The following is a 20774-nucleotide window of genomic DNA, read 5'->3' as shown; positions in this document are numbered from 1 at the left end:
GGGTGGAGCTGACTGGTACTAATAGGCCGAGGGCTTGTCCTCAGTTGCTCGCGTCCACTGTGTTAGTTCTGAAATAACGAACAGCCGTGTTTTTGTCCGGTGTTCACAGTTTCATAGTGTTTCGGTGGTCATTGCGTTAGGGAAACGCCCGGTTACATTCCGAACCCGGAAGCTAAGCCTTTCAGCGCCGATGGTACTGCAGGGGGGACCCTGTGGGAGAGTAGGACGCCGCCGAACAATCTTTGTGGGGAAGCCCCGCACCTTTTGGTGCGGGGCTTTTCTGCGTTCCGGACGCGGAGCCCCGAAACCCCGGAACGGCGGCCGGCCAGCCTGCCATACCCCCCGTGATCGCGATTATGCGTATCCCCTGATCCCGTGTATGGTTTACCTCGTTGCCACAGTGCAACGAGGCCCCAATAGCTCAGTCGGTAGAGCGTCTCCATGGTAAGGAGAAGGTCTGCGGTTCGATTCCGCATTGGGGCTCGGAACAACGAAAGGCCCCCGCCACACGGCGGGGGCCTTTCGCGTTGAAGAGGGGCCGACCCGAGTCGGACGGCGGGAGTCAGACCAGCGGAGGCTCCGGGACGCGCATGGCCAGGATCGCCATGTCGTCCGAGGCCGGCTCGGCGGCGAAGCGTTCCACGGCCCGCAGGATGCGTGAGGCGACCGCTCCGGCCGTCAGGCCCGTACACGTCGACAGGACGTCCGCGAGGCCGTCGTCGCCCAGCATGCGGGTTCCCTCGCGGCGTTCGGTGACGCCGTCCGTGACGCACAGCAGGACGTCGCCGGGGTTGAGGACGACCTCCTGCTCGTACAGGTCGAGGTCTTCGAGCACGCCGAGCAGGGGCTGCGGTTCCGCGGCGGACTCCACGGAGCCGTCCTGGCGCAGGCGCAGCGGCAGCGGGTGGCCGGCGCAGACGACCTTCAGGAGGGCGCTGCCGTCCTCCTGGGGCCACAGCTCGCCGTACAGCAGGGTCAGGAAGCGGCTGCGGGCGCCCTCGTCGAGGATCGCCGCGTTGAGGCGCTCCAGGACCGCCGGGCCGCCGAAGCCCTCGCGGGCCAGCAGGCGCAGCGCGTGGCGGGCCAGGCCCGTGACGGCGGCCGCCTCCGGGCCCGTACCGCAGACGTCGCCAATGGCGAAGCCGTACGCGCCGTCGCGGATCGGGAAGACGTCGTAGAAGTCGCCGCCGACCTCGTTGCCCTCGCCGGCCGCGCGGTAGATGACCTCGATCTCGACGTTCGGCACGTCGGGGAGGCCCGGGGGCAGCAGGCTGCGCTGGAGGGACTGGCTGATCGCCATGCGCTCCGAGTACAGGCGGGCGTTGTCCAGGGCCAGGGCGGCCCGGCGGGACAGGTCCTCGGCCAGTTCCAGGATCTCCTGGCGGAAGTGGTCGTCCGACGGCTTCCCGAGCGTCAGCATGCCGATCACGCGGTTGCGGGCGACCAGCGGCAGGACCACCGTCTCGCCGCCGACGGCCTGGGCCGTGGCGAGCGTCGTGCGGGTGGCCGTGCTCATGCTCAGCGGGGCGTCGTGGGCCAGGCTGCGGGTCGACGTGGACAGAGCCGCGCGGTGGCCCGCCTCCGAAGGGGCGGCCCAGACGCGGGCGCCCGGCGTCGGGACCGGATCCGGCGGGGCGATCTTCGAGAGCAGGGCCTTGAGGCCGTCGATGAGGTCCTCGTCCTCGTGGAGCACGTACGAGAGGTACGGATCGGAGGACTGGTCCGCGATCGTGTAGACGGCGCACCAGGTGGCCAGGGTCGGGACCGTCATCTGGGCCATGAGCGCCAGGGTCTGGTCCCGGTCGAGCGTGCCGGCCAGCAGGTCGGAAGCCTCGACGAGGAAGGACAGGGAGCCGCGGCGCAGCCGTTCCAGCTCGCCGAGGCGGGCGGACTCCACGGCCAGCGCGATGCGGTCGGCGGCGAACTGGAGGCGCAGGGCCTCCTCGTTCGAGTAGCGGCCCGCGCCCTCCGCCGCGACGCCGAGGGAACCGGTGAGCCGGCCCTCGACCTTCAGCGGGACCGTGACGACCGAGCGCATTCCGGTGTCGGTGAGGAGCGGGACGGCGCCGGGGACGGCGGTCAGGTCCTCGTGCACGGCCGGCATGCGGGCGGAGCCGTAGCGTCCCGTTCCGGCTTCGACGGGGACCCGGGCGAAGCGCTGGCGGGCCGAGGGGAGGCCCGTCGTCGCGCGGACCTCCAGCTCCGTCTCGTCGTCGGTGGCCAGGAGGAGGAACGCGGCGTCGGCGTCGAGCATGTCGCGGGCGCGCTCGACCGTCCGCTGGAGGAGGCCGTCGAGGTCGTCGGGGGCGGGGGAGCCGATGAAGACCTCGAACGGGTCCGCGGTGCGGCTGTCGGAGGAGGCGTCGGAGACCGGGGCGCGGACCGGGGTCTGGAGGACGGCGCGTTCGTCGTCGCGGACGAGGAGGCAGACCGTGGACGGGTCGCCGTCGTTGTCGCGGACCCGCAGATGCGAGGCGTAGACGGCGATGGTCCGGCCGTCCGCGCCGCGGATGCCGTAGCTGCCCTCCCAGCGGGAGAGCTGGAGGGCTTCGGCGATGCCCGTGTTGGTGCCGGGGGTGTGCGGCCAGGCCACGAAGTCGGTGAACTGCTTTCCGGTGACCTGCTCCGCGGTGTGCCCGAAGACGTACGCGGCGTCGTCGTTCCACGCGCTGATCGCGCCGACGCTGTCGATCTGGACGACGGCGACCCGGATCCGCTGGTCGGTGACCGGGAGGAGCGAGGTGGGCAGGACCGGACCGGCGGAGCGGATGCCCACGGGCCGGTCGGGCAGGTCCAGCTGGAACCAGACGTGCTTGCGGGTGGGGCTGTACTCGACGCCCCAGCGGGAGGCCAGGGCGGCGCAGAGCAGCAGACCGCGGCCGTTCTCGCGGTCCGGGCTGCCGAAGTCGAGGGCGCTGCTCTGGAGCGGGACCTCGCGTTCCGGGTAGTGGTCGGAGACCTCGACGCGGACGCCTTCCTCGGTGCGCAGGCACAGGACGTCGGCCGCCGTGCCCGCGTGGATGACGGCGTTGGTCACGAGCTCACTGGTGAGGACGACGGCATCGTCGACGACATCGTTGTAGCCCCACCCCTGGAGCGTGTCCCGGACGAAGGCGCGGGCGGTCGCGACCGAGCGTCCGACCGGTTCGAAGGTGGCGGCCGCGCGCGCGGTGATCACAGCACTCCCCATATTGGTGTCTCGTCGCTTCCCCGAGTCCTGTGCCCGTTTATCGCCGCTTCGATTCGCTTGCCAGGCTAGACGTATCTCAAGGGCGCCGGGTACGCGAGGGCCTAGTTCGGGACAAGTCGCCCCGGTGGTGGTGCGCGGGCGCACAAGTATGGACTCCCGGTGCAAGGGATGGGGGGCAACCGGTGCAGGTTGCCCGCCGACCTGTTCCGGCCTGGTACGTTGCAACGATTTGACGTCCGCCCGGTCGCCCGTTGACGGTGTGCTGTGGCGGTGAGCCAAAGTGGAACTGGGCAAACTTCCGGATAGGCCCGAGTGAAACGGTCAACCCCTGCGGGAGGGACACGGTGGAGTCTGGCGTGGCGGCGCAGGGTTCGAAGGCGCGTACAAAAGGCGGACAGTCCGTGAAAAAGCAGCGCAATGGCACCGTCGAAGTGGACGCGGCAGCTCTGAACAGAGTGCTCGCGGGCCTCGTGGCGATGCGCGACGGCAATTTCCGCAGGCGGCTCACCGTCTCGGGCGACGGTGTGATGACGGAGATCGCGGCGGTCTTCAACGAGGTCGCCGACCGGAATCTTCACCTCACCGGTGAGCTGGCGCGCGTACGGCGGGTGGTCGGGCGTGAGGGCAAGCTCACGGAGCGGCTGGAGACGGGCGCCTGCGAGGGTTCCTGGGCGGCCGCGATCGACGCCTCCAACGAGCTCGTCGACGATCTCGCGCGACCGGTCTCCGAGGTGGGCCGGGTCCTGTCGGCGGTCGCCGACGGTGATCTGGAGCAGCGGATGGAGCTGCGCTCGCACACGCAGGACGAGACGGTACGGCCGCTGCGCGGCGAGTTCCTGAAGGTCGCCCGTACGGTCAACAACCTGGTCGACCAGCTGTCGGTCTTCACCGAGCAGGTGACCCGGGTCGCCGTCGAGGTGGGCACCGAGGGCAAGCTCGGCGGCCAGGCGCAGGTGCGGGGGATGTCCGGGTCCTGGAAGGACCTCACGGACTCCGTGAACACCATGGCGTACCGGCTGACGGCCCAGGTGCGGGACATCGCGCTGGTGACGACGGCGGTCGCCAAGGGTGATCTGTCGCGGAAGGTCACCGTCCATGTGGCCGGTGAGATGCTCCAGCTGAAGAACACCGTCAACACGATGGTCGACCAGCTGTCCTCGTTCTCCTCCGAGGTGACGCGCGTCGCCCGTGAGGTGGGTACGGAGGGCGAGCTGGGCGGTCAGGCGACCGTGCCGGGTGTGGCCGGGGTGTGGAAGGACCTCACTGACTCCGTCAACACGATGGCGGGCAACCTCACCTCCCAGGTGCGCGGGATCGCGGAGGTGACGACGGCGGTCGCGAGCGGTGACCTGACGCAGAAGGTCACGGTGAGCGCGCGCGGCGAGGTCGCGCAGCTCGCCGAGACGATCAACCAGATGACCGAGACGCTGCGGACCTTCGCGGACGAAGTGACCCGGGTGGCGAGCGAGGTCGGTGGCGAGGGGCTTCTCGGCGGTCAGGCGCAGGTGCCGGGGGCCGCGGGGACGTGGAAGGACCTCACCGACTCGGTGAACACGGTCTTCCGGAACCTCACCACGCAGGTGCGCAACATCGCGCAGGTGACGACCGCGGTGGCCAGCGGTGACATGTCGCAGAAGGTCACGGTCGATGTGGCCGGCGAGATGCTGGAGCTGAAGAACACTGTCAACACGATGGTGGACCAGCTCCAGTCGTTCGGTTCCGAGGTGACCCGGGTGGCCCGGGAGGTCGGCGTCGAGGGCCGCCTCGGCGGTCAGGCCGAGGTGCCGGGCGCGGCGGGCACGTGGAAGGACCTCACCGACTCGGTGAACACCGCGTTCCGCAACCTGACCGGTCAGGTACGGGACATCGCGCAGGTCACCACGGCGGTCGCCAACGGTGATCTGTCGCAGAAGGTCACCGTGGACGTGGCCGGCGAGATGCTGGAGCTGAAGAACACCGTCAACACGATGGTGGCGCAGCTCTCCAGCTTCGCCGACCAGGTGACGCGGATGGCCCGGGACGTGGGCACCGAGGGCCGCCTCGGCGGTCAGGCGCGCGTGGACGGCGTCTCGGGTACGTGGAAGGAGCTCACGGACTCCGTCAACTTCATGGCCGGGAACCTCACCTCCCAGGTGAGGCAGATCGCGCAGGTGACGACGGCGGTGGCGCGGGGCGACCTGTCGCAGAAGATCGATGTGGACGCCCGCGGTGAGATCCTGGAGCTCAAGAACACCATCAACACGATGGTCGACCAGCTCTCCGCCTTCGCCGACCAGGTCACGAGGGTGGCCCGTGAGGTGGGTACGGACGGCCGGCTCGGCGGCCAGGCGCAGGTGCCCGGTGTGGCCGGAGTGTGGCGCGATCTGACCGATTCGGTGAACGGCATGGCGGGGAACCTCACCGCTCAGGTCCGTAACATCGCGCAGGTCGCCACGGCGGTCGCGCGCGGTGACCTGTCGCAGAAGATCGACGTGGACGCCCGGGGCGAGATCCTGGAGCTGAAGAACACCCTCAACACGATGGTGGACCAGCTGTCCAACTTCGCGGAGCAGGTGACGCGGGTCGCCCGTGAGGTGGGTACGGAGGGCATCCTCGGCGGTCAGGCCGAGGTGCAGGGCGTGTCCGGTACGTGGAAGGACCTCACGCAGTCCGTCAACGGCATGGCGAACAACCTGACCCTCCAGGTCCGCAACATCGCCGAGGTCACCACCGCGGTCGCCAAGGGCGATCTCTCGAAGAAGATCACCGTCGACGCCAAGGGCGAGATCCTCGAACTGGTCACGACCGTCAACACGATGGTCGACCAGCTGCTGAACTTCGCCGACGAGGTGTCCCGGGTGGCCCGCGAGGTGGGCACCGAGGGGATCCTCGGCGGTCAGGCCCGGGTGCGCGGGGCGACCGGCATCTGGAAGGACCTCAGCGAGAACGTCAACCTGATGGCCAACAACCTGACCAGCCAGGTGCGGAACATCTCCCGGGTCTCCTCCGCGGTCGCCAACGGCGATCTGACGAAGAAGGTCACCGTGGAGGCGCGCGGCGAGGTCGCGGAGCTGGCCGACACGGTCAACACGATGGTGACGACGCTGTCCTCGTTCGCCGACGAGGTCACGCGTGTGGCCCGCGAGGTGGGTACGGAAGGCGAACTGGGCGGCCAGGCCCGGGTGCCGGGGGTCGCCGGTACGTGGAAGGACCTCACCGAGTCCGTGAACTCGATGGCCTCCAACCTGACCGGCCAGGTGCGGCAGATCGCCACGGTCACCACCGCCATCGCCAAGGGCGATCTGACCAAGAAGATCGACATCGACGCGCGCGGTGAGATCCAGGAGCTGAAGAACACCATCAACACGATGGTCGACCAGCTGTCCTCGTTCGCCGAGCAGGTGACCCGGGTCGCCCGCGAGGTGGGCACCGAGGGGCAGCTGGGCGGTCAGGCGCGGGTGCGGGACGTGGACGGCACCTGGCGCGACCTCACCGAGTCGGTGAACGAGATGGCCGGGAACCTGACCCGGCAGGTGCGCGCCATCGCGGCCGTCGCCACCGCGGTGACCCGCGGCGATCTGAACCTCAAGATCGACGTGGACGCGGCCGGGGAGATCCAGGTCCTCCAGGACAACATCAACACGATGATCGCGAACCTCCGCGACACCACCCTCGCCAACAAGGAGCAGGACTGGTTGAAGGGCAACCTCGCCCGGATCTCCGGTCTGATGCAGGGCCGCCGCGATCTGGACGACGTGGCCTCGCTGATCATGAGCGAGCTGACGCCGGTGGTCTCGGCGCAGCACGGCGCGTTCTTCCTGGCCATGTCCCCGGGCGATTCGGACGAGGTCGGTCCGGACAACGGCGAGTCGGGCTCGTACGAGCTGCGGATGCGGGGGAGTTACGGCTACTCGGCGGGTTCGATGCCGACCTCGTTCCGGCCCGGTGAGACGCTCATCGGGACGGCGGCCGAGGAGAAGCGGACGATCCAGGTGGACAATGTGCCGCCGGGGTATCTGAAGATCTCCTCCGGTCTCGGCGAGGCGCCGCCCGCGCATGTGATCGTGCTGCCGGTGCTCTTCGAGGGCAAGGTGCTCGGGGTGATCGAGCTGGCCTCCTTCCAGCCGTTCACGCATATCCAGCGGGACTTCCTCAACCAGCTCGCCGAGATGATCGCGACGAGCGTCAACACGATCAGCGTCAACACCAAGACCGAGAAGCTGCTGGAGCAGTCGCAGGAGCTGACCGAGCAACTGCGTGACCGCTCGCAGGAGCTGGAGAACCGGCAGAAGGCCCTCCAGGCGTCCAACGCCGAACTGGAGGAGAAGGCCGAGCTGCTGGCCCAGCAGAACCGCGACATCGAGGTGAAGAACACCGAGATCGAGGAGGCGCGCCAGGTGCTGGAGGAGCGCGCCGAGCAGCTCGCGGTCTCGATGCGCTACAAGTCCGAGTTCCTGGCGAACATGTCGCACGAGCTGCGCACGCCGCTCAACTCGCTGCTGATTCTGGCCAAGTTGCTGGCGGACAACGCCGAGGGCAATCTCTCGCCGAAGCAGGTGGAGTTCGCCGAGACGATCCACGGGGCCGGGTCCGACCTGCTCCAGCTGATCAACGACATCCTGGACCTGTCGAAGGTCGAGGCGGGCAAGATGGATGTCAGCCCGACCCGGATCGCGCTGGTCCAGCTGGTCGACTACGTGGAGGCGACCTTCCGCCCGCTCACCGCGGAGAAGGGGCTCGACTTCTCCGTACGGGTGTCGCCGGAGCTGCCCGCGACGCTGCACACCGACGAGCAGCGGCTGCTCCAGGTGCTGCGCAACCTGCTGTCCAACGCGGTGAAGTTCACCGACACCGGTGCGGTGGAGCTGGTGATCCGGCCGGCCGGCGCCGATGTGCCGAACGCGATCCGGGAGCATCTGCTGGAGGCGGGTTCGCTGCGGGACGCGGACGCCGATCTGATCGCGTTCTCGGTCACCGACACCGGGATCGGGATCGCGTCCAGCAAGATGCTGGTGATCTTCGAGGCGTTCAAGCAGGCGGACGGCACGACGAGCCGGAAGTACGGCGGCACCGGTCTCGGCCTCTCCATCAGCCGGGAGATCGCCCGGCTGCTCGGCGGCGAGATCCATGCGGCGAGCGAGCCCGGACGGGGTTCGACGTTCACCCTGTACCTGCCGCTGCACCGCGCCGAACTGCCGCCCCAGGGCTACCCGCCGGTGGGTTCCGGTTCCGCCGAGGTGCTGGGCGGGGCGGGCGAGATGGGGCAGGGGCAGTCGGCGCAGGGCCAGTCGGCTCCGTACGGCGACCCGGCCAACTCCGCCGGGGTGTTCCGCAGGCGGCGCAAGGCCCTGGGCGACGCGGCACGCAAGCCCGCACTGCCGGCCGGGCGCACGACGTCCGAGAGCGCCCCGCAGCAGGAGGAGTGGGTGCAGGGGGGCCAGGGCGAGAGCCAGAAGCAGGAGCAGAGCGCGGCGGCCGAACCGGCGCCCCAGCGGACATTCCGCTTCCGGGGCGAGAAGGTGCTCATCGTCGACGACGACATCCGTAACGTCTTCGCGCTCACCAGCGTGCTGGAGCAGCACGGACTCTCCGTGCTGTACGCGGAGAACGGCCGGGAGGGCATCGAAGTCCTGGAGCAGCACGACGATGTGACGGTCGTGCTGATGGACATCATGATGCCCGAGATGGACGGGTACGCGACGACGACCGCGATCCGCAGGATGCCGCAGTTCGCCGGGCTGCCGATCGTCGCGCTCACCGCGAAGGCGATGAAGGGCGACCGGGAGAAGGCCATCGATTGCGGAGCTTCCGACTATGTGACGAAGCCGGTCGACCCTGATCATCTGCTTGCGGTGATGGAGCAGTGGATGCACGGAGAGTGATCGAGGATTGAGCGAATTGGCGTGAGTTGTTGACCGACTGTGCTCGAACGGGTGTGAACGCGCTGCATTCGGGGAACCTTCTGGTCTCCCACCGCGTTTGCGGTATGTGCACAGTGACATCGCGGTGACAGGGTGTGGTGACGGGCGGGGTGCGGCTACCATGACCGGCACAAGGACGGACGGCGTAAGGGAGTCGTCCCCTGGGGCGGCACCCGGTGCATTTCCGGGGCGAGGAGGGCGGGCCATGGTGCAGAAGGCCAAGATCCTCCTGGTCGATGACCGGCCGGAGAATCTGCTGGCGCTGGAGGCCATCCTCTCTGCGCTCGATCAGACACTGGTCCGGGCATCGTCAGGGGAGGAGGCGCTCAAAGCGCTGCTCACGGACGACTTCGCGGTCATTCTGCTGGACGTCCAGATGCCGGGCATGGACGGTTTCGAGACCGCCGCGCACATCAAGCGGCGGGAGCGGACCCGGGACATCCCGATCATCTTCCTCACCGCGATCAACCACGGTCCGCACCACACCTTCCGCGGGTACGCGGCCGGTGCGGTGGACTACATCTCCAAGCCGTTCGACCCGTGGGTGCTGCGGGCGAAGGTCTCGGTCTTCGTCGAGCTGTACATGAAGAACTGCAAGCTCCGCGAGCAGGCGGCTCTGCTGCGGCTCCAGTTGGAGGGCGACGGCCACGCGGGCGGCGAGCACGAGAAGGAGCCGGCCGGTCTGCTGGCCGAACTCTCCGCACGGCTCGCGGCGGTCGAGGAGCAGGCGGAAGCGCTCTCCAAGCAGCTCGACGACGAATCCGCGGACGCGGCCGCGGTCGCCACCGCCGCCCACCTGGAGCGCAAGCTGACCGGCCTGCGTCGCGCGCTCGACGCGCTGGAGCCGGGCACCGGCGGGGCCGCGGGCGTCCTGCCCGCACAGGGCTGACGTCTCCAGCAGCACCTGGCGCGTCGAGCCCCGCTCGTGCGCAGCCCCTGCCGCGAAGCGGCGCCGGCGCCATGAGTCGGCGTCAGTTCCCGGCCGCTCGGAGGCGACACGGTCGGGTGAACCAGTAGGCGAACGTGTTCACGGGCGACGACAGCGGTAACCTCGGCATCATGGCCTCACGTACGTCCGGCAAGGGTTCCCAGGGCACGGCGGGCACCGCGAAGCGCGTCGGCCGTACTCCGGGCCCGGCGAAGAAAGCCGCGCCCGCCAAGAAGACCGCGCCGAAGAAGTCGGCCGCCCCCGCCAAGAAGGCTCCCGCGAAGAAGGCGGCGGCCAAGAAGCCCGCGCCCAAGCCCGCGCCGTCACCCACCGGGGGCGTCTACCGGCTGGTGCGCGCGGTCTGGCTCGGCATGGCACACGGCGTCGGCGCGGTGTTCCGCTCGATAGGGCGTGGCGCCAAGGGACTTGACCCCGCCCACCGCAAGGACGGGCTCGCCCTGCTGCTGCTCGGCCTGGCGCTGATCGTCGCCGCGGGCACCTGGTCCCATCTCCAGGGGCCGGTCGGCGACCTGGTCGAGATGCTGGTGACCGGCGCCTTCGGCCGGCTCGACCTGCTCGCGCCGATACTGCTGGGCGCGATGGCGGTGCGGCTCATCCTGTACCCGGAGCGGCCCGAGGCCAACGGCCGGATCGTCATCGGACTGTCCGCCCTCGTCATCGGGGTCCTCGGTCAGGTCCATATCGCCTGCGGTACGCCGGGCCGCGACGCGGGCACCGAGGCCATGCAGGACGCGGGCGGGCTCGTCGGCTGGGCCGCGTCCAAGCCGCTGATCTTCATGATGGGCGAGGTGCTCGCCGTACCGCTGCTGGTGCTGCTGACCGTGTTTGGGCTCCTCGTCGTCACCGCCACCCCGGTCAACGCCATTCCGCAGCGGCTGCGCCAGCTCGGCGTCCGCCTCGGCATCGTGGAACCGCTGCCCGAGGCCCACGAGGGGTACGAGGACGACGACGAGCGCTACGAGGAACAGTGGCGTGAGGCGCTGCCCGAGCGGACCCGCCGGCGCGGCACGCGGCGCACCGACGCGGACCCGGTGTACGACCACGACCAGGCCGAGGCGGAGGCGCTCAGCAAGCGCCGCAGGACCCGCAAGCCCTCCGCGCAGCCCGCGATGAACCGGCCGCTGGACGCGGTGGACGTCGCGGCCGCCGCCGCTGCCGCGCTCGACGGGGCCGTGCTCAACGGCATGCCGCCCTCGCCGGTCGTCGCCGACCTGACCCAGGGCGTCTCCGTGGACCGGGAGCGCACCGGGACGCCCGTGCCCGGGGCCCGGGAGGCAGAGCGGGAGGAGCGCCCGAAGCCCGGAGTCCGTAGGTCCGCTCCCGAGCCCGAGGGCGCCGAGGAGCGGTCGGGCGGGGTGCCCGACCTGACCAAGCCCGCCCCCGAGTCCTCGCCGGGGCTGCCCGCCCGGGCCGAACAGCTCCAGCTCTCCGGCGACATCACGTACTCCCTGCCCTCGCTCGACCTGCTGGAGCGCGGCGGCCCCGGCAAGACCCGCAGCGCCGCCAACGACCGCGTGGTCGAGTCGCTGACCACCGTCTTCACCGAGTTCAAGGTGGACGCCGCCGTCACCGGCTTCACCCGGGGTCCCACCGTCACGCGGTACGAGGTGGAGCTCGGCCCCGCCGTGAAGGTCGAGAAGATCACCGCGCTCACCAAGAACATCGCCTACGCGGTGGCCAGTCCGGACGTACGGATCATCTCGCCGATCCCGGGCAAGTCGGCGGTCGGCATCGAGATCCCCAACAGCGACCGGGAGATGGTCAACCTCGGCGACGTGCTGCGCCTGGCCGAGGACGACGACCCGATGATGGTGGCCTTCGGCAAGGACGTCGAGGGCGGCTACGTCATGCACAGCCTGGCGAAGATGCCCCACATGCTCGTGGCCGGCGCCACCGGCTCCGGCAAGTCGTCCTGCATCAACTGCCTGATCACCTCGATCATGGTGCGGGCCACCCCCGAGGACGTACGGATGGTCCTCGTCGACCCCAAACGCGTCGAGCTGACCGCGTACGAGGGCATCCCGCACCTGATCACCCCGATCATCACCAACCCCAAGAAGGCCGCCGAGGCGCTCCAGTGGGTCGTGCGCGAGATGGATCTGCGCTACGACGACCTCGCCGCCTTCGGCTACCGGCACATCGACGACTTCAACAAGGCGGTCCGCGAAGGCAAGGTGAAGCTCCCCGAGGGGAGCGAGCGCGAGCTGTCCCCGTACCCGTATCTGCTGGTGATCGTCGACGAGCTGGCCGACCTGATGATGGTGGCCCCGCGCGACGTCGAGGACTCGATCGTCCGCATCACCCAGCTCGCCCGCGCGGCCGGCATCCACCTGGTGCTCGCCACCCAGCGGCCCTCGGTCGACGTCGTCACCGGCCTGATCAAGGCGAACGTGCCCTCCCGGCTCGCCTTCGCCACCTCCTCGCTCGCCGACAGCCGCGTCATCCTCGACCAGCCCGGCGCCGAGAAGCTCATCGGCAAGGGCGACGGGCTCTTCCTCCCGATGGGCGCCAACAAACCCACCCGTATGCAGGGCGCCTTCGTCACCGAGGACGAGGTCGCCGCCGTCGTCCAGCACTGCAAGGACCAGATGGCCCCGGTCTTCCGGGACGACGTCGTCGTCGGTACGAAGCAGAAGAAGGAGATCGACGAGGACATCGGCGACGACCTGGACCTGCTCTGCCAGGCCGCCGAACTGGTCGTCTCCACCCAGTTCGGATCGACCTCGATGCTCCAGCGCAAACTGCGGGTCGGCTTCGCCAAGGCGGGCCGGCTGATGGACCTGATGGAGTCCCGCTCCATCGTCGGACCCAGCGAGGGATCCAAGGCCCGGGACGTCCTGGTGAAACCCGACGAGCTCGACGGGGTGTTGGCCGTCATCCGCGGGGAATCCGCTCCATAACGGAATCCGCACGGAATCCGCTCCGTAAAGGTTTTGTGGGCAACCGTTTCGTACGGTCGTACGTCCAGTTGAAGGGAGGGACGGAACCGTGCTCCTCCCCGCGGCTCACCCCGTCACCACCCCGCCCTTACTCCCACCCCGTTCGGCCCACTACAGGTTGCCCAGTCCTCGATCGGGGCTGTTCTCCGCCCCCGCTCCGCATCGGAACCGGAGGCGGAGACGTCCGGCGAACCCGATGGCGTACAAAGTCGTCCCTCCCGGTTGCCCCTCCCTTTCGTACCCCCCCTAGACTGAACATCCAGCAGGTGGCTCACGCTCGAAAGGCGCCCCCGTGTCCATCGGCAACTCCCCCGAAGATGACCGGCCTTCGATCGGTCGTGCCCTTCAGCAGGCCCGCATCGCCGCAGGTCTGACGGTCGAGGAAGTCAGCAGCTCCACCCGGGTGCGCATCCCCATCGTGCACGCGATCGAGCAGGACGACTTCTCCCGCTGCGGCGGCGACGTCTACGCCCGCGGCCACATCCGCACGCTCGCCCGTGCCGTCGGTCTCGATCCGGAACCGCTGGTCGAGGAGTACGACGCCGATCACGGCGGCCGTCCCGCCCCGACCCCCGCGGCACCGCTGTTCGAAGCGGAACGCATCCGCTCCGAGCCCCGGCGGCCCAACTGGACCGCCGCCATGGTCGCGGCCATCGTCGCCGTCATCGGTTTCGTCGGCTTCACGCTCTTCAGCGGCGAGGACGAACCCACCAACACCGCGCAGGTCGCGGAGGGCTCCAAGCCCGACAAGACCGCGGCCAAGCCCACCACCACGAAGCCCGCCGAACCCAAGCCCGTGCCCTCCGAGAGCGCCATCGCCGCCGCCCCCCGGGACAAGGTGACGGTCAAGCTCAGCGCGGACCGCGGCAAGAGCTGGATCTCGGTCAAGGACCACAACGGACGGCGGCTCTTCGACGGGCTGCTGCTCCAGGGCGAGTCCAAGACCTTCCAGGACAAGGAGCGCATCGACCTCGTCCTCGGCGACGCCGGGTCGATCGACCTCTTCGTCAACGGCAAGCAGGTCGAGGACCGCTTCGGTCCCGGCCAGGTCGAACGGCTCTCCTACACCAAGGGTGACCCCGAGGCCGGCTGATCCGCCGTCCACGATTCCCTTGCCGCGTCCCGACGGGCGCCCGGCCTCGTGCCGGGCGCCCGTCGGCGTTCCCCGCCCCGTCCGGCTGCTACGGGGAGTAACAGCGGCGGGGGCAGGCAACCCTGCACGGCAGGGCGGTCGCCGGGACGAAGTAGTCTTGAGTCCATGCCCGAACGCCGTACCGTCGCCCTTGTCACTCTTGGCTGCGCCCGTAACGAGGTGGACTCGGAGGAGCTTGCAGGCCGCTTGGCAGCGGACGGCTGGGACCTCGTCGAGGACGCCTCGGACGCGGATGTCGCAGTCGTCAACACCTGTGGGTTCGTCGAAGCCGCCAAGAAGGACTCCGTCGACGCCCTGCTCGAAGCCAACGATCTCAAGGACCACGGCCGCACCCAGGCCGTCGTCGCCGTCGGCTGCATGGCCGAGCGCTACGGCAAGGACCTCGCCGAGGCCCTGCCGGAGGCGGACGGCGTCCTCGGGTTCGACGACTACGCCGATATCTCCGACCGGCTCCAGACCATCCTCAACGGCGGCATCCACGCCTCGCACACCCCGCGCGACCGCCGCAAGCTCCTGCCGATCAGCCCCGCCGAGCGGCAGGACGCCGCCGTGGCGCTGCCCGGCCACGCCCAGGAGACGCCCGCCCCGGCCCCCGAGGACCTGCCCGAAGGCGTCGCCCCGGTCTCCGGGCCGCGCGCCCCGCTGCGCCGCCGGCTCGGCACCAGCCCCGTCGCCTCGGTCAAGCTCGCCTCCGGCTGCGACCGCCGCTGCTCCTTCTGTGCCATCCCCTCCTTCCGCGGCTCCTTCATCTCGCGGCGGCCCTCGGACGTGCTCCAGGAGACCCGCTGGCTGGCCGAGCAGGGCGTCAAGGAGGTCATGCTCGTCTCCGAGAACAACACCTCGTACGGCAAGGACCTCGGCGACATCCGCCTGCTGGAGACCCTGCTGCCCGAGCTGGCCGACGTGGACGGCATCGAGCGGATCCGGGTCAGCTACCTCCAGCCCGCCGAGATGCGCCCCGGCCTCATCGACGTCCTCACCTCCACGCCGAAGGTCGCCCCCTACTTCGACCTCTCCTTCCAGCACTCCGCCCCCGGCGTGCTGCGCGCGATGCGCCGGTTCGGCGACACCGACCGCTTCCTGGAGCTCCTGGACACCATCCGGTCCAAGGCCCCCCAGGCCGGCGCCCGCTCCAACTTCATCGTCGGCTTCCCCGGCGAGACCGAGGCGGACCTCGCCGAGCTGGAACGCTTCCTCACCGGCGCCCGCCTGGACGCCATCGGCGTCTTCGGCTACTCCGACGAGGAGGGCACCGAGGCGCTCGGTTACGAGAACAAGCTGGACGCCGACGTCATCGCGGAGCGCCTGGCCCACATCTCCCAGCTGGCCGAGGAGCTGACCTCTCAGCGGGCCGAGGAGCGCGTCGGCGAGACGCTCCAGGTGCTCGTGGAGTCCGTGGAGTCGGAGGACGACGGCGAGGTCGCGATCGGGCGCGCGGCCCACCAGGCTCCCGAAACGGACGGCCAGGTGGTCTTCACCACACGCGAGGGTCTCGTACCGGGCCGTATGGTCGAGGCAAAGGCAGTGGGCACCGAGGGCGTCGACCTCGTGGCCGAACACCACGAGCTTGCGGAGGCAGCCAGATGACGGGAGTCCCGGCATCCGCGGCAGGCGGTTCCGGCGCGAAGCCGGTCCGCGGCGGCAAGCTGGGGACTGCGGCCGTCAACCAGGCCAGCCTGTGGAACATCGCGAACATCCTGACCATGGTGCGGCTGCTGCTCGTGCCCGGCTTCGTCCTGCTGCTGTTCCACAACGGCGGCTACGACCCGGCCTGGCGCTCGTTCGCCTGGGCGGCCTTCGCCGTCGCCATGATCACCGACCTGTTCGACGGCCATCTGGCGCGGACGTACAACCTGGTCACGGACTTCGGGAAGATCGCCGACCCGATCGCGGACAAAGCGATCATGGGCGCGGCGCTGGTCTCGCTGTCGATCCTGGGCGATCTGCCCTGGTGGATCACCGGGGTGATCATCGCGCGTGAGCTGGGCATCACGCTCATGCGGTTCTGGGTGATCCGTCATGCCGTGATCCCGGCCAGCCGGGGCGGCAAGCTGAAGACGCTCGCGCAGGGGACGGCGGTCGGGATGTACGTCCTGGCGCTCACCGGCCCCCTGGCGACCTTGCGCTTCTGGGTGATGATGGTCGCCGTCGTGCTGACGGTCGTCACCGGACTCGATTACGTACGCCAGGCCGTCGTCCTGCGCCGCAAGGGCCTCGCGGCGGAGCGCGCCGCCACGGCCGAGCGGGCGGCGGAGGCCACGGAGGAGGCGTTGCAGGCTGCGGCGGGGACCGCGGCCGGTGGCGCAGTCGGCGGCACGGTCGGCGCGGGTTCCTCCGGCGGCGCTGTGGCCGGTGTGGCGGATGTGCGTGGTGGTGTGGCAGACGTACGCGGTACGGCCGAGGCGCGCGATGCCGCGGAGGCCGAGCGGTGACAGCCGCTGCCCGGGTGCTCCGGCTGCTCGGGGCGCGGGGCGAGACGCTCGCCGTCGCCGAATCGCTGACCGGCGGCCTGGTCGCCGCCGACCTGACCTCCGTACCCGGAGCCTCGCGGTCCTTCCGGGGCTCGGTGACGGCCTACGCCACCGAGCTGAAGCGGGACGTCCTGGGCGTCGACCCGACCCTTCTGGCGGAGCGCGGCGCCGTGGACCCCGAGGTCGCGCTCCAGATGGCGGCCGGTGTGCGCCGGGCGCTCGACGCGGACTGGGGGATTTCCACCACGGGCGTCGCGGGGCCGGAACCCCAGGACGGGCAGCCCGTCGGCACCGTCCACGTGGCTGTCGCCGGACCCTCCGGCGTCGAGAAAGTGACGGCTCTGCGGTTGAATGGTGAGAGGGCGGATATCCGTAGTGAGAGTGTGCGAAGCGTCCTCGAACTGCTCGCGAGCGAACTCGGCGGGAATGCGCGGGCACAGGATACGGAACAACACGGGGGGAATTGATGTTTGCAGCCCTGAGTGAACACGACATCGCTCCCCGCACGGCCGCAGCACAAGGCGGTACGGTAGGGCGTGAAGGATGCGGCTACGCGGTCCGAGGAGGGAGCCACCGATGATTCTGCTCCGTCGCCTGCTGGGTGACGTGCTGCGTCGGCAGCGCCAGCGCCAAGGCCGTACTCTGCGCGAAGTCTCCTCGTCCGCCCGGGTCTCGCTCGGTTATCTCTCCGAGGTGGAGCGGGGGCAGAAGGAGGCATCCTCCGAGCTGCTCTCCGCGATTTGCGACGCGCTTGACGTACGGATGTCCGAGCTCATGCGAGAGGTGAGCGACGAGCTCTCGCTCGCGGAGCTGGCCGAGTCGGCAGCTGCCAGTGATCCGGTCCCAGTACCGGTTCGTCCCATGCTCAATTCCGTCTCCGTCTCGTCGGTCGCAGGTGTGCCGTCGGGACGCGTGACCATCAAGGCGCCCGCGGAAGCGGTGGACGTCGTCGCCGCCTGATCCATGCGGCACTGAGCTCGACCGGAGTCCCGGTCGGCCCCTACCGGGGCCGGCCGGGACTTTTGCGTGAGGTGTGTGAGGCCGGAGTCAGTGGGCACACGGAGGACAAGGCCCACATGACCGTTTTGCTTTATTTGTGCCATCGTGGGTGATGCACCGAGACGGTCAGTGAAGTGGCTGACGGATGGGAGTAGCGCACATGTCTGTGGTCAAGAGCACGTTGTCCGAGGGCGACCTCAAGGTCGTGGGAACGGCGCTCCAAGGCGCTCTGGTCGACCTCGTCGACCTCTCCCTGGTGGCCAAGCAGGTCCATTGGAACGTGGTCGGTCCGCGCTTCCGCTCCGTGCACCTTCAGCTCGACGACGTCGTCACCACGGCCCGGCAGCACTCCGACACGGTGGCCGAGCGTGCCTCGGCGGTCGGGGTCAACCCGGACGGGCGCTCCGGCACCGTGGCCAAGGAGACGGCCATCGCGTCCGTGCCCGAGGGCTGGATCAAGGACGCCGACGCGGTGAAGATCCTGGTCGACGCGCTCGGCGTGGTCATCGGCCGGATGCGGGAGCGCATCGAGGCGACCGACGAGCCGGACCCCGTGACCCAGGATCTGCTGATCGCGCTGACGGCGGACCTCGAGAAGCACGCCTGGATGTTCCAGGCGGAAAGCGCCTGACCGGCTGCCGATGCGGCCGATGCGACCTGTGGCCGGTGACCGGCGACCGATGACCGGTGACCGGCGACCGCGATACGTCTGACGAGCGAAGGAGCGACATCATGAGCGACGGAGCCATGGACAAGCTGAAGGGCAAGGGCAAGGAAGCGGTCGGCAAGCTGACCGGCGACCACCGCAAGGAAGCCGAGGGCAAGGCCGACCAGGCCAAGGGCGGAGCCAAGGACGCGGCCGACGGGCTCACCGAGCGCGCCAAGGGCGTCAAGGACTCCCTCGGCCGGGACGACGACAAGTAGTCCCGCGGCCCCGGCCGCCCAGGTTCTCCGTGCCCCCGCCGTTTCGGCGGGGGCACGGCCGTGTGGTCGGGCCTCGCCCGCGGGGGTGGCTCTTCGGCCGGACGTTCTGGATGCACTGCCGTCGCTGCCAGGGGAAACTGCCGAAAAGGACCCCGGCCGCAGGAGGCAGCGATGATACGGCGATGGGTGCCGGCGCTGGTTCTCGGCGGGCTGTGGTGGTGGGCGGTGCTCCGGCTGGTGCTGCGCCCGGAACAGGCGGGGCTGGTGGAGGGGGCGGTGGCGGCGGGCGGCTGGGGGCTGAGCCTGTTGCCGGTCCATGTCGCGTCGGTGGTGCCGTTGGGCTCGTCGAGGGGCTCGGGCGCGGCTCCTGGGCGGCTCACCAGGGCATGGCGACGCCGCCGTTCGGCCGGAGGATCTGGCCGGTCATGAAGGCCGAGGCGTCCGAGGCCAGGTGCAGCACGGTATGGGCGACGTCCTCGGGTTCGCCGACCCGGCCCAGCGGGGAGATCCGGGCCATCGTCGCCTCCGCCCGGTGCTGCCCGGCGGCATCGTGCCGGTCGGTCATCGGCGTACGGATCCAGCCGGGTGCGACGGCGTTCACCCGTATGGCGTGCGGCCCCAGCTCCGTGGCCAGCGTCTTGGTGAGCTGCACCACGGCGGCCTTCGCGACGCTGTAGCAGAGCAGGCCCGCGCTCGCGGAGTCCACGGCGCCCGACGCCATCGTGATCAGCGAACCGGGGGCGGAGCGGGCCGTCAGGGAGCGGGCCACTTCCTGGCAGGCGTACAGCACCCCCTTGAAATTGGCCGCCAGTACGCGGTCCAGGTCCTCGTCCGCCGTCTCCAGCACGCTGCTGGTGTGCATGATCCCGGCCGCGGCGACCAGGATGTCGAGATGCCCCGCCGCGCCGACGGCCGCGCGGACCTGGTCGCGGTCGGTGACGTCCAGGGGGTGGGTCCGGGCGCTGCCGCCCGTACCGGTGATCAGGTCGTACGTACGGCGCAGGCCCGTCTCGTCGCGGTCCGCGCAGTGCACCAGGGCCCCGGCCTCCGCGAGCAGCAGGGCGCTCGCCCGCCCGATGCCGCTCGCCGCACCGGTGACGAACGCGGCGCGGCCCGTGAGGTCGTACGCGGAGAGAGCCATGACCGGACCGTACGGCCGTATCTGACGGGTCGTCAACTAGGGGGTGTCTTGTTGATCAGGCCGGATCAGGGAGCGGGGTCTGGTGCCGTGCATCGCAAGGCGGAGGAGGGAGTCATGGCGGAGCCATGGCGAGTGACGACAACGCGGCGAGGTGCGGTGCCAGGGCACGCGAGCCCGGCCTGACCGGCAAGACACCCCCTAGGGGGTCGGTCCTGATTGGCAGCCGGGACACCAGTAGGTGGGCCGGTCGTCCTGGTCGGCGAGGCGGATCGGGGTGCCGCAGCGCAGACAGGGGCGGCGGGCGCGCCCGTAGACGTACAGCCGTTCCTGTACGCGGCGGGGTGGCCCTGTCCGGGGGCGGCCGGGGTCCGGGGCCGGGATCGGGCCGAGGTTTCGGTTCGGCGGGGTGCGGAGTTCGGCGGCGATCGTCGTTGTGCGCGTCGGGCGGTCGCGGTTGGCGTGCAGCAGGCGTTCGGCGAGGGTGACGAGCCGGGGGAGTACGCCGTCGGGGAGGGCGCCGACGGGGAGCCACGGGGTGACGCGGGCGAGGAAGCAGAGCTCGCACTTGTAGACATTGCCGATGCCCGCCAGATTGCACTGGTCCAGGAGCGCTTCCCCGAGGGGGCGGTCCGGTGCGGCGAGCAGCCGGTCCAGGGCGACGCCCGGGTCCCAGTCGGGGCCCAGCAGATCCGGCCCCAGATGCCCCACGGCCCGGTCCTCCTCGTCGGTGCGCAGCAGCGCCAGCACGGGGAGCCGGTAGCCGACGGCGGTGTGCTCGGTGTTGCCGAGGATCGCCCGGATCTGGTGGCCCGGGCCGCCCCGCCAACGCTCGTCCGGGGCGAACACCCGCCAGGCCCCGTCCATCCGGAGGTGGCTGTGCAGGGTCAGGCCTCCCTCGATCCGGGTCAGCAGGTGCTTGCCGCGCGCGGTGACGTCCAGGACGGTCCGGCCGGTGAGGTCGGCGGTGGCGAAGCGGGGGACGCGGAGGTCCGACCGGGTCAGCACTTGCCCCGCCAGCGCCGCGTGCAGCCGGGTGGCGGTCTGTAGGACGGTGTCTCCTTCGGGCATGCCTCCATGATGGGCGCGCGGCAGCTATTACGCGCCGGTC

Annotated in this window: 14 protein-coding genes, 1 tRNA gene and 1 rRNA gene; 13 read left to right on the top strand and 3 right to left on the bottom strand. The window is 70.1% G+C overall.

The features are described from left to right. Nucleotides 1-120 precede the first annotated feature (120 nt). Nucleotides 121-237 (top strand): 5S ribosomal RNA (gene rrf / locus A3Q37_RS11330). Between the two features lie 173 nt (nt 238-410). Next, nucleotides 411-483, top strand: a tRNA-Thr gene (locus tag A3Q37_RS11325). A gap of 79 nt (nt 484-562) precedes the next feature. On the opposite strand, the gene A3Q37_RS11320 is transcribed toward A3Q37_RS11325, so the two are convergent. Beyond that, entirely contained in the window at nt 563-3190 is a 2628-nt protein-coding gene (locus A3Q37_RS11320; RefSeq protein WP_065481786.1) for a SpoIIE family protein phosphatase, read from the bottom strand. 401 nt (nt 3191-3591) lie between these two features. Between A3Q37_RS11320 and A3Q37_RS11315 the strand changes: the two genes are divergently transcribed. From A3Q37_RS11315 to A3Q37_RS37740, 11 genes are all read left to right on the top strand, one after another. Further along, a complete protein-coding gene (locus tag A3Q37_RS11315) occupies nt 3592-9051 on the top strand; it encodes a HAMP domain-containing protein (protein WP_065481779.1) in 5460 nt (1819 codons plus the stop codon). 244 nt (nt 9052-9295) lie between these two features. Next, entirely contained in the window at nt 9296-9979 is a 684-nt protein-coding gene (locus A3Q37_RS11310) for a two-component system response regulator (protein WP_065481777.1), read from the top strand. Between the two features lie 170 nt (nt 9980-10149). Beyond that, nucleotides 10150-12939 (top strand): DNA translocase FtsK, encoded by a 2790-nt coding sequence (locus tag A3Q37_RS11305; protein WP_065481854.1) that lies wholly within the window; start codon nt 10150-10152, stop codon nt 12937-12939. Nucleotides 12940-13270: 331 nt separating this feature from the next. After that, nucleotides 13271-14071, top strand: a complete 801-nt coding sequence (locus A3Q37_RS11300) for a helix-turn-helix domain-containing protein (protein WP_065481774.1) — start codon at nt 13271-13273, stop codon at nt 14069-14071. A gap of 165 nt (nt 14072-14236) precedes the next feature. Then, nucleotides 14237-15718 carry a 30S ribosomal protein S12 methylthiotransferase RimO gene (rimO, locus tag A3Q37_RS11295; protein WP_065481771.1) on the top strand — a complete coding sequence of 494 codons (1482 nt, stop codon included), beginning with the start codon at nt 14237-14239 and terminating at the stop codon, nt 15716-15718. Beyond that, entirely contained in the window at nt 15715-16563 is an 849-nt protein-coding gene (pgsA, locus tag A3Q37_RS11290; protein ID WP_065481765.1) for a CDP-diacylglycerol--glycerol-3-phosphate 3-phosphatidyltransferase, read from the top strand. The genes rimO and pgsA overlap by 4 nt, the downstream gene beginning before the upstream one ends. Beyond that, on the top strand, nt 16560-17069 hold the full coding sequence (locus tag A3Q37_RS11285; RefSeq protein ID WP_065481762.1) for a CinA family protein: 510 nt from the start codon (nt 16560-16562) through the stop codon (nt 17067-17069). Before pgsA ends, A3Q37_RS11285 begins: the two co-directional genes overlap by 4 nt. Nucleotides 17070-17178: 109 nt before the next feature. Next, nucleotides 17179-17562 carry a helix-turn-helix domain-containing protein gene (locus tag A3Q37_RS11280; RefSeq protein ID WP_003965837.1) on the top strand — a complete coding sequence of 128 codons (384 nt, stop codon included), beginning with the start codon at nt 17179-17181 and terminating at the stop codon, nt 17560-17562. Between the two features lie 199 nt (nt 17563-17761). Beyond that, nucleotides 17762-18232 carry a Dps family protein gene (locus tag A3Q37_RS11275; RefSeq protein WP_065481759.1) on the top strand — a complete coding sequence of 157 codons (471 nt, stop codon included), beginning with the start codon at nt 17762-17764 and terminating at the stop codon, nt 18230-18232. A 101-nt stretch (nt 18233-18333) separates the two neighbouring features. Further along, a complete protein-coding gene (locus tag A3Q37_RS11270; RefSeq protein WP_065481754.1) occupies nt 18334-18525 on the top strand; it encodes a CsbD family protein in 192 nt (63 codons plus the stop codon). A gap of 171 nt (nt 18526-18696) precedes the next feature. Next, complete coding sequence (locus A3Q37_RS37740; protein WP_079137743.1) at nt 18697-18954, top strand: hypothetical protein; 258 nt, start codon at nt 18697-18699, stop codon at nt 18952-18954. On the opposite strand, the gene A3Q37_RS11265 is transcribed toward A3Q37_RS37740, so the two are convergent. Then, on the bottom strand, nt 18902-19666 hold the full coding sequence (locus tag A3Q37_RS11265; protein ID WP_065481743.1) for an SDR family NAD(P)-dependent oxidoreductase: 765 nt from the start codon (nt 19664-19666) through the stop codon (nt 18902-18904). The genes A3Q37_RS37740 and A3Q37_RS11265 overlap by 53 nt on opposite strands. Nucleotides 19667-19864: 198 nt before the next feature. Beyond that, a complete protein-coding gene (locus A3Q37_RS11260; RefSeq protein ID WP_065481738.1) occupies nt 19865-20734 on the bottom strand; it encodes an Fpg/Nei family DNA glycosylase in 870 nt (289 codons plus the stop codon). Nucleotides 20735-20774: the final 40 nt, after the last annotated feature.

This window comes from Streptomyces sp. PTY087I2, assembly GCF_001687325.1.
GTDB lineage: Bacteria > Actinomycetota > Actinomycetes > Streptomycetales > Streptomycetaceae > Streptomyces.
The sequence above is the reverse complement of the archived record's forward strand: the minus strand, read 5'-3'. Positions and strand labels throughout refer to the sequence as shown.

Coding starts and splice junctions, on each gene's coding strand:
- A3Q37_RS11270 (WP_065481754.1), top strand. CDS start 18,334: ATGAGCGACGGAGCCATGGACAAGCTGAAGGGCAAGGGCAAGGAAGCG.
- A3Q37_RS11265 (WP_065481743.1), bottom strand. CDS start 19,666: ATGGCTCTCTCCGCGTACGACCTCACGGGCCGCGCCGCGTTCGTCACC.
- A3Q37_RS11320 (WP_065481786.1), bottom strand. CDS start 3,190: ATGGGGAGTGCTGTGATCACCGCGCGCGCGGCCGCCACCTTCGAACCG.
- A3Q37_RS11280 (WP_003965837.1), top strand. CDS start 17,179: ATGATTCTGCTCCGTCGCCTGCTGGGTGACGTGCTGCGTCGGCAGCGC.
- A3Q37_RS37740 (WP_079137743.1), top strand. CDS start 18,697: ATGATACGGCGATGGGTGCCGGCGCTGGTTCTCGGCGGGCTGTGGTGG.
- rimO (WP_065481771.1), top strand. CDS start 14,237: ATGCCCGAACGCCGTACCGTCGCCCTTGTCACTCTTGGCTGCGCCCGT.
- pgsA (WP_065481765.1), top strand. CDS start 15,715: ATGACGGGAGTCCCGGCATCCGCGGCAGGCGGTTCCGGCGCGAAGCCG.
- A3Q37_RS11305 (WP_065481854.1), top strand. CDS start 10,150: ATGGCCTCACGTACGTCCGGCAAGGGTTCCCAGGGCACGGCGGGCACC.
- A3Q37_RS11310 (WP_065481777.1), top strand. CDS start 9,296: ATGGTGCAGAAGGCCAAGATCCTCCTGGTCGATGACCGGCCGGAGAAT.
- A3Q37_RS11275 (WP_065481759.1), top strand. CDS start 17,762: ATGTCTGTGGTCAAGAGCACGTTGTCCGAGGGCGACCTCAAGGTCGTG.
- A3Q37_RS11260 (WP_065481738.1), bottom strand. CDS start 20,734: ATGCCCGAAGGAGACACCGTCCTACAGACCGCCACCCGGCTGCACGCG.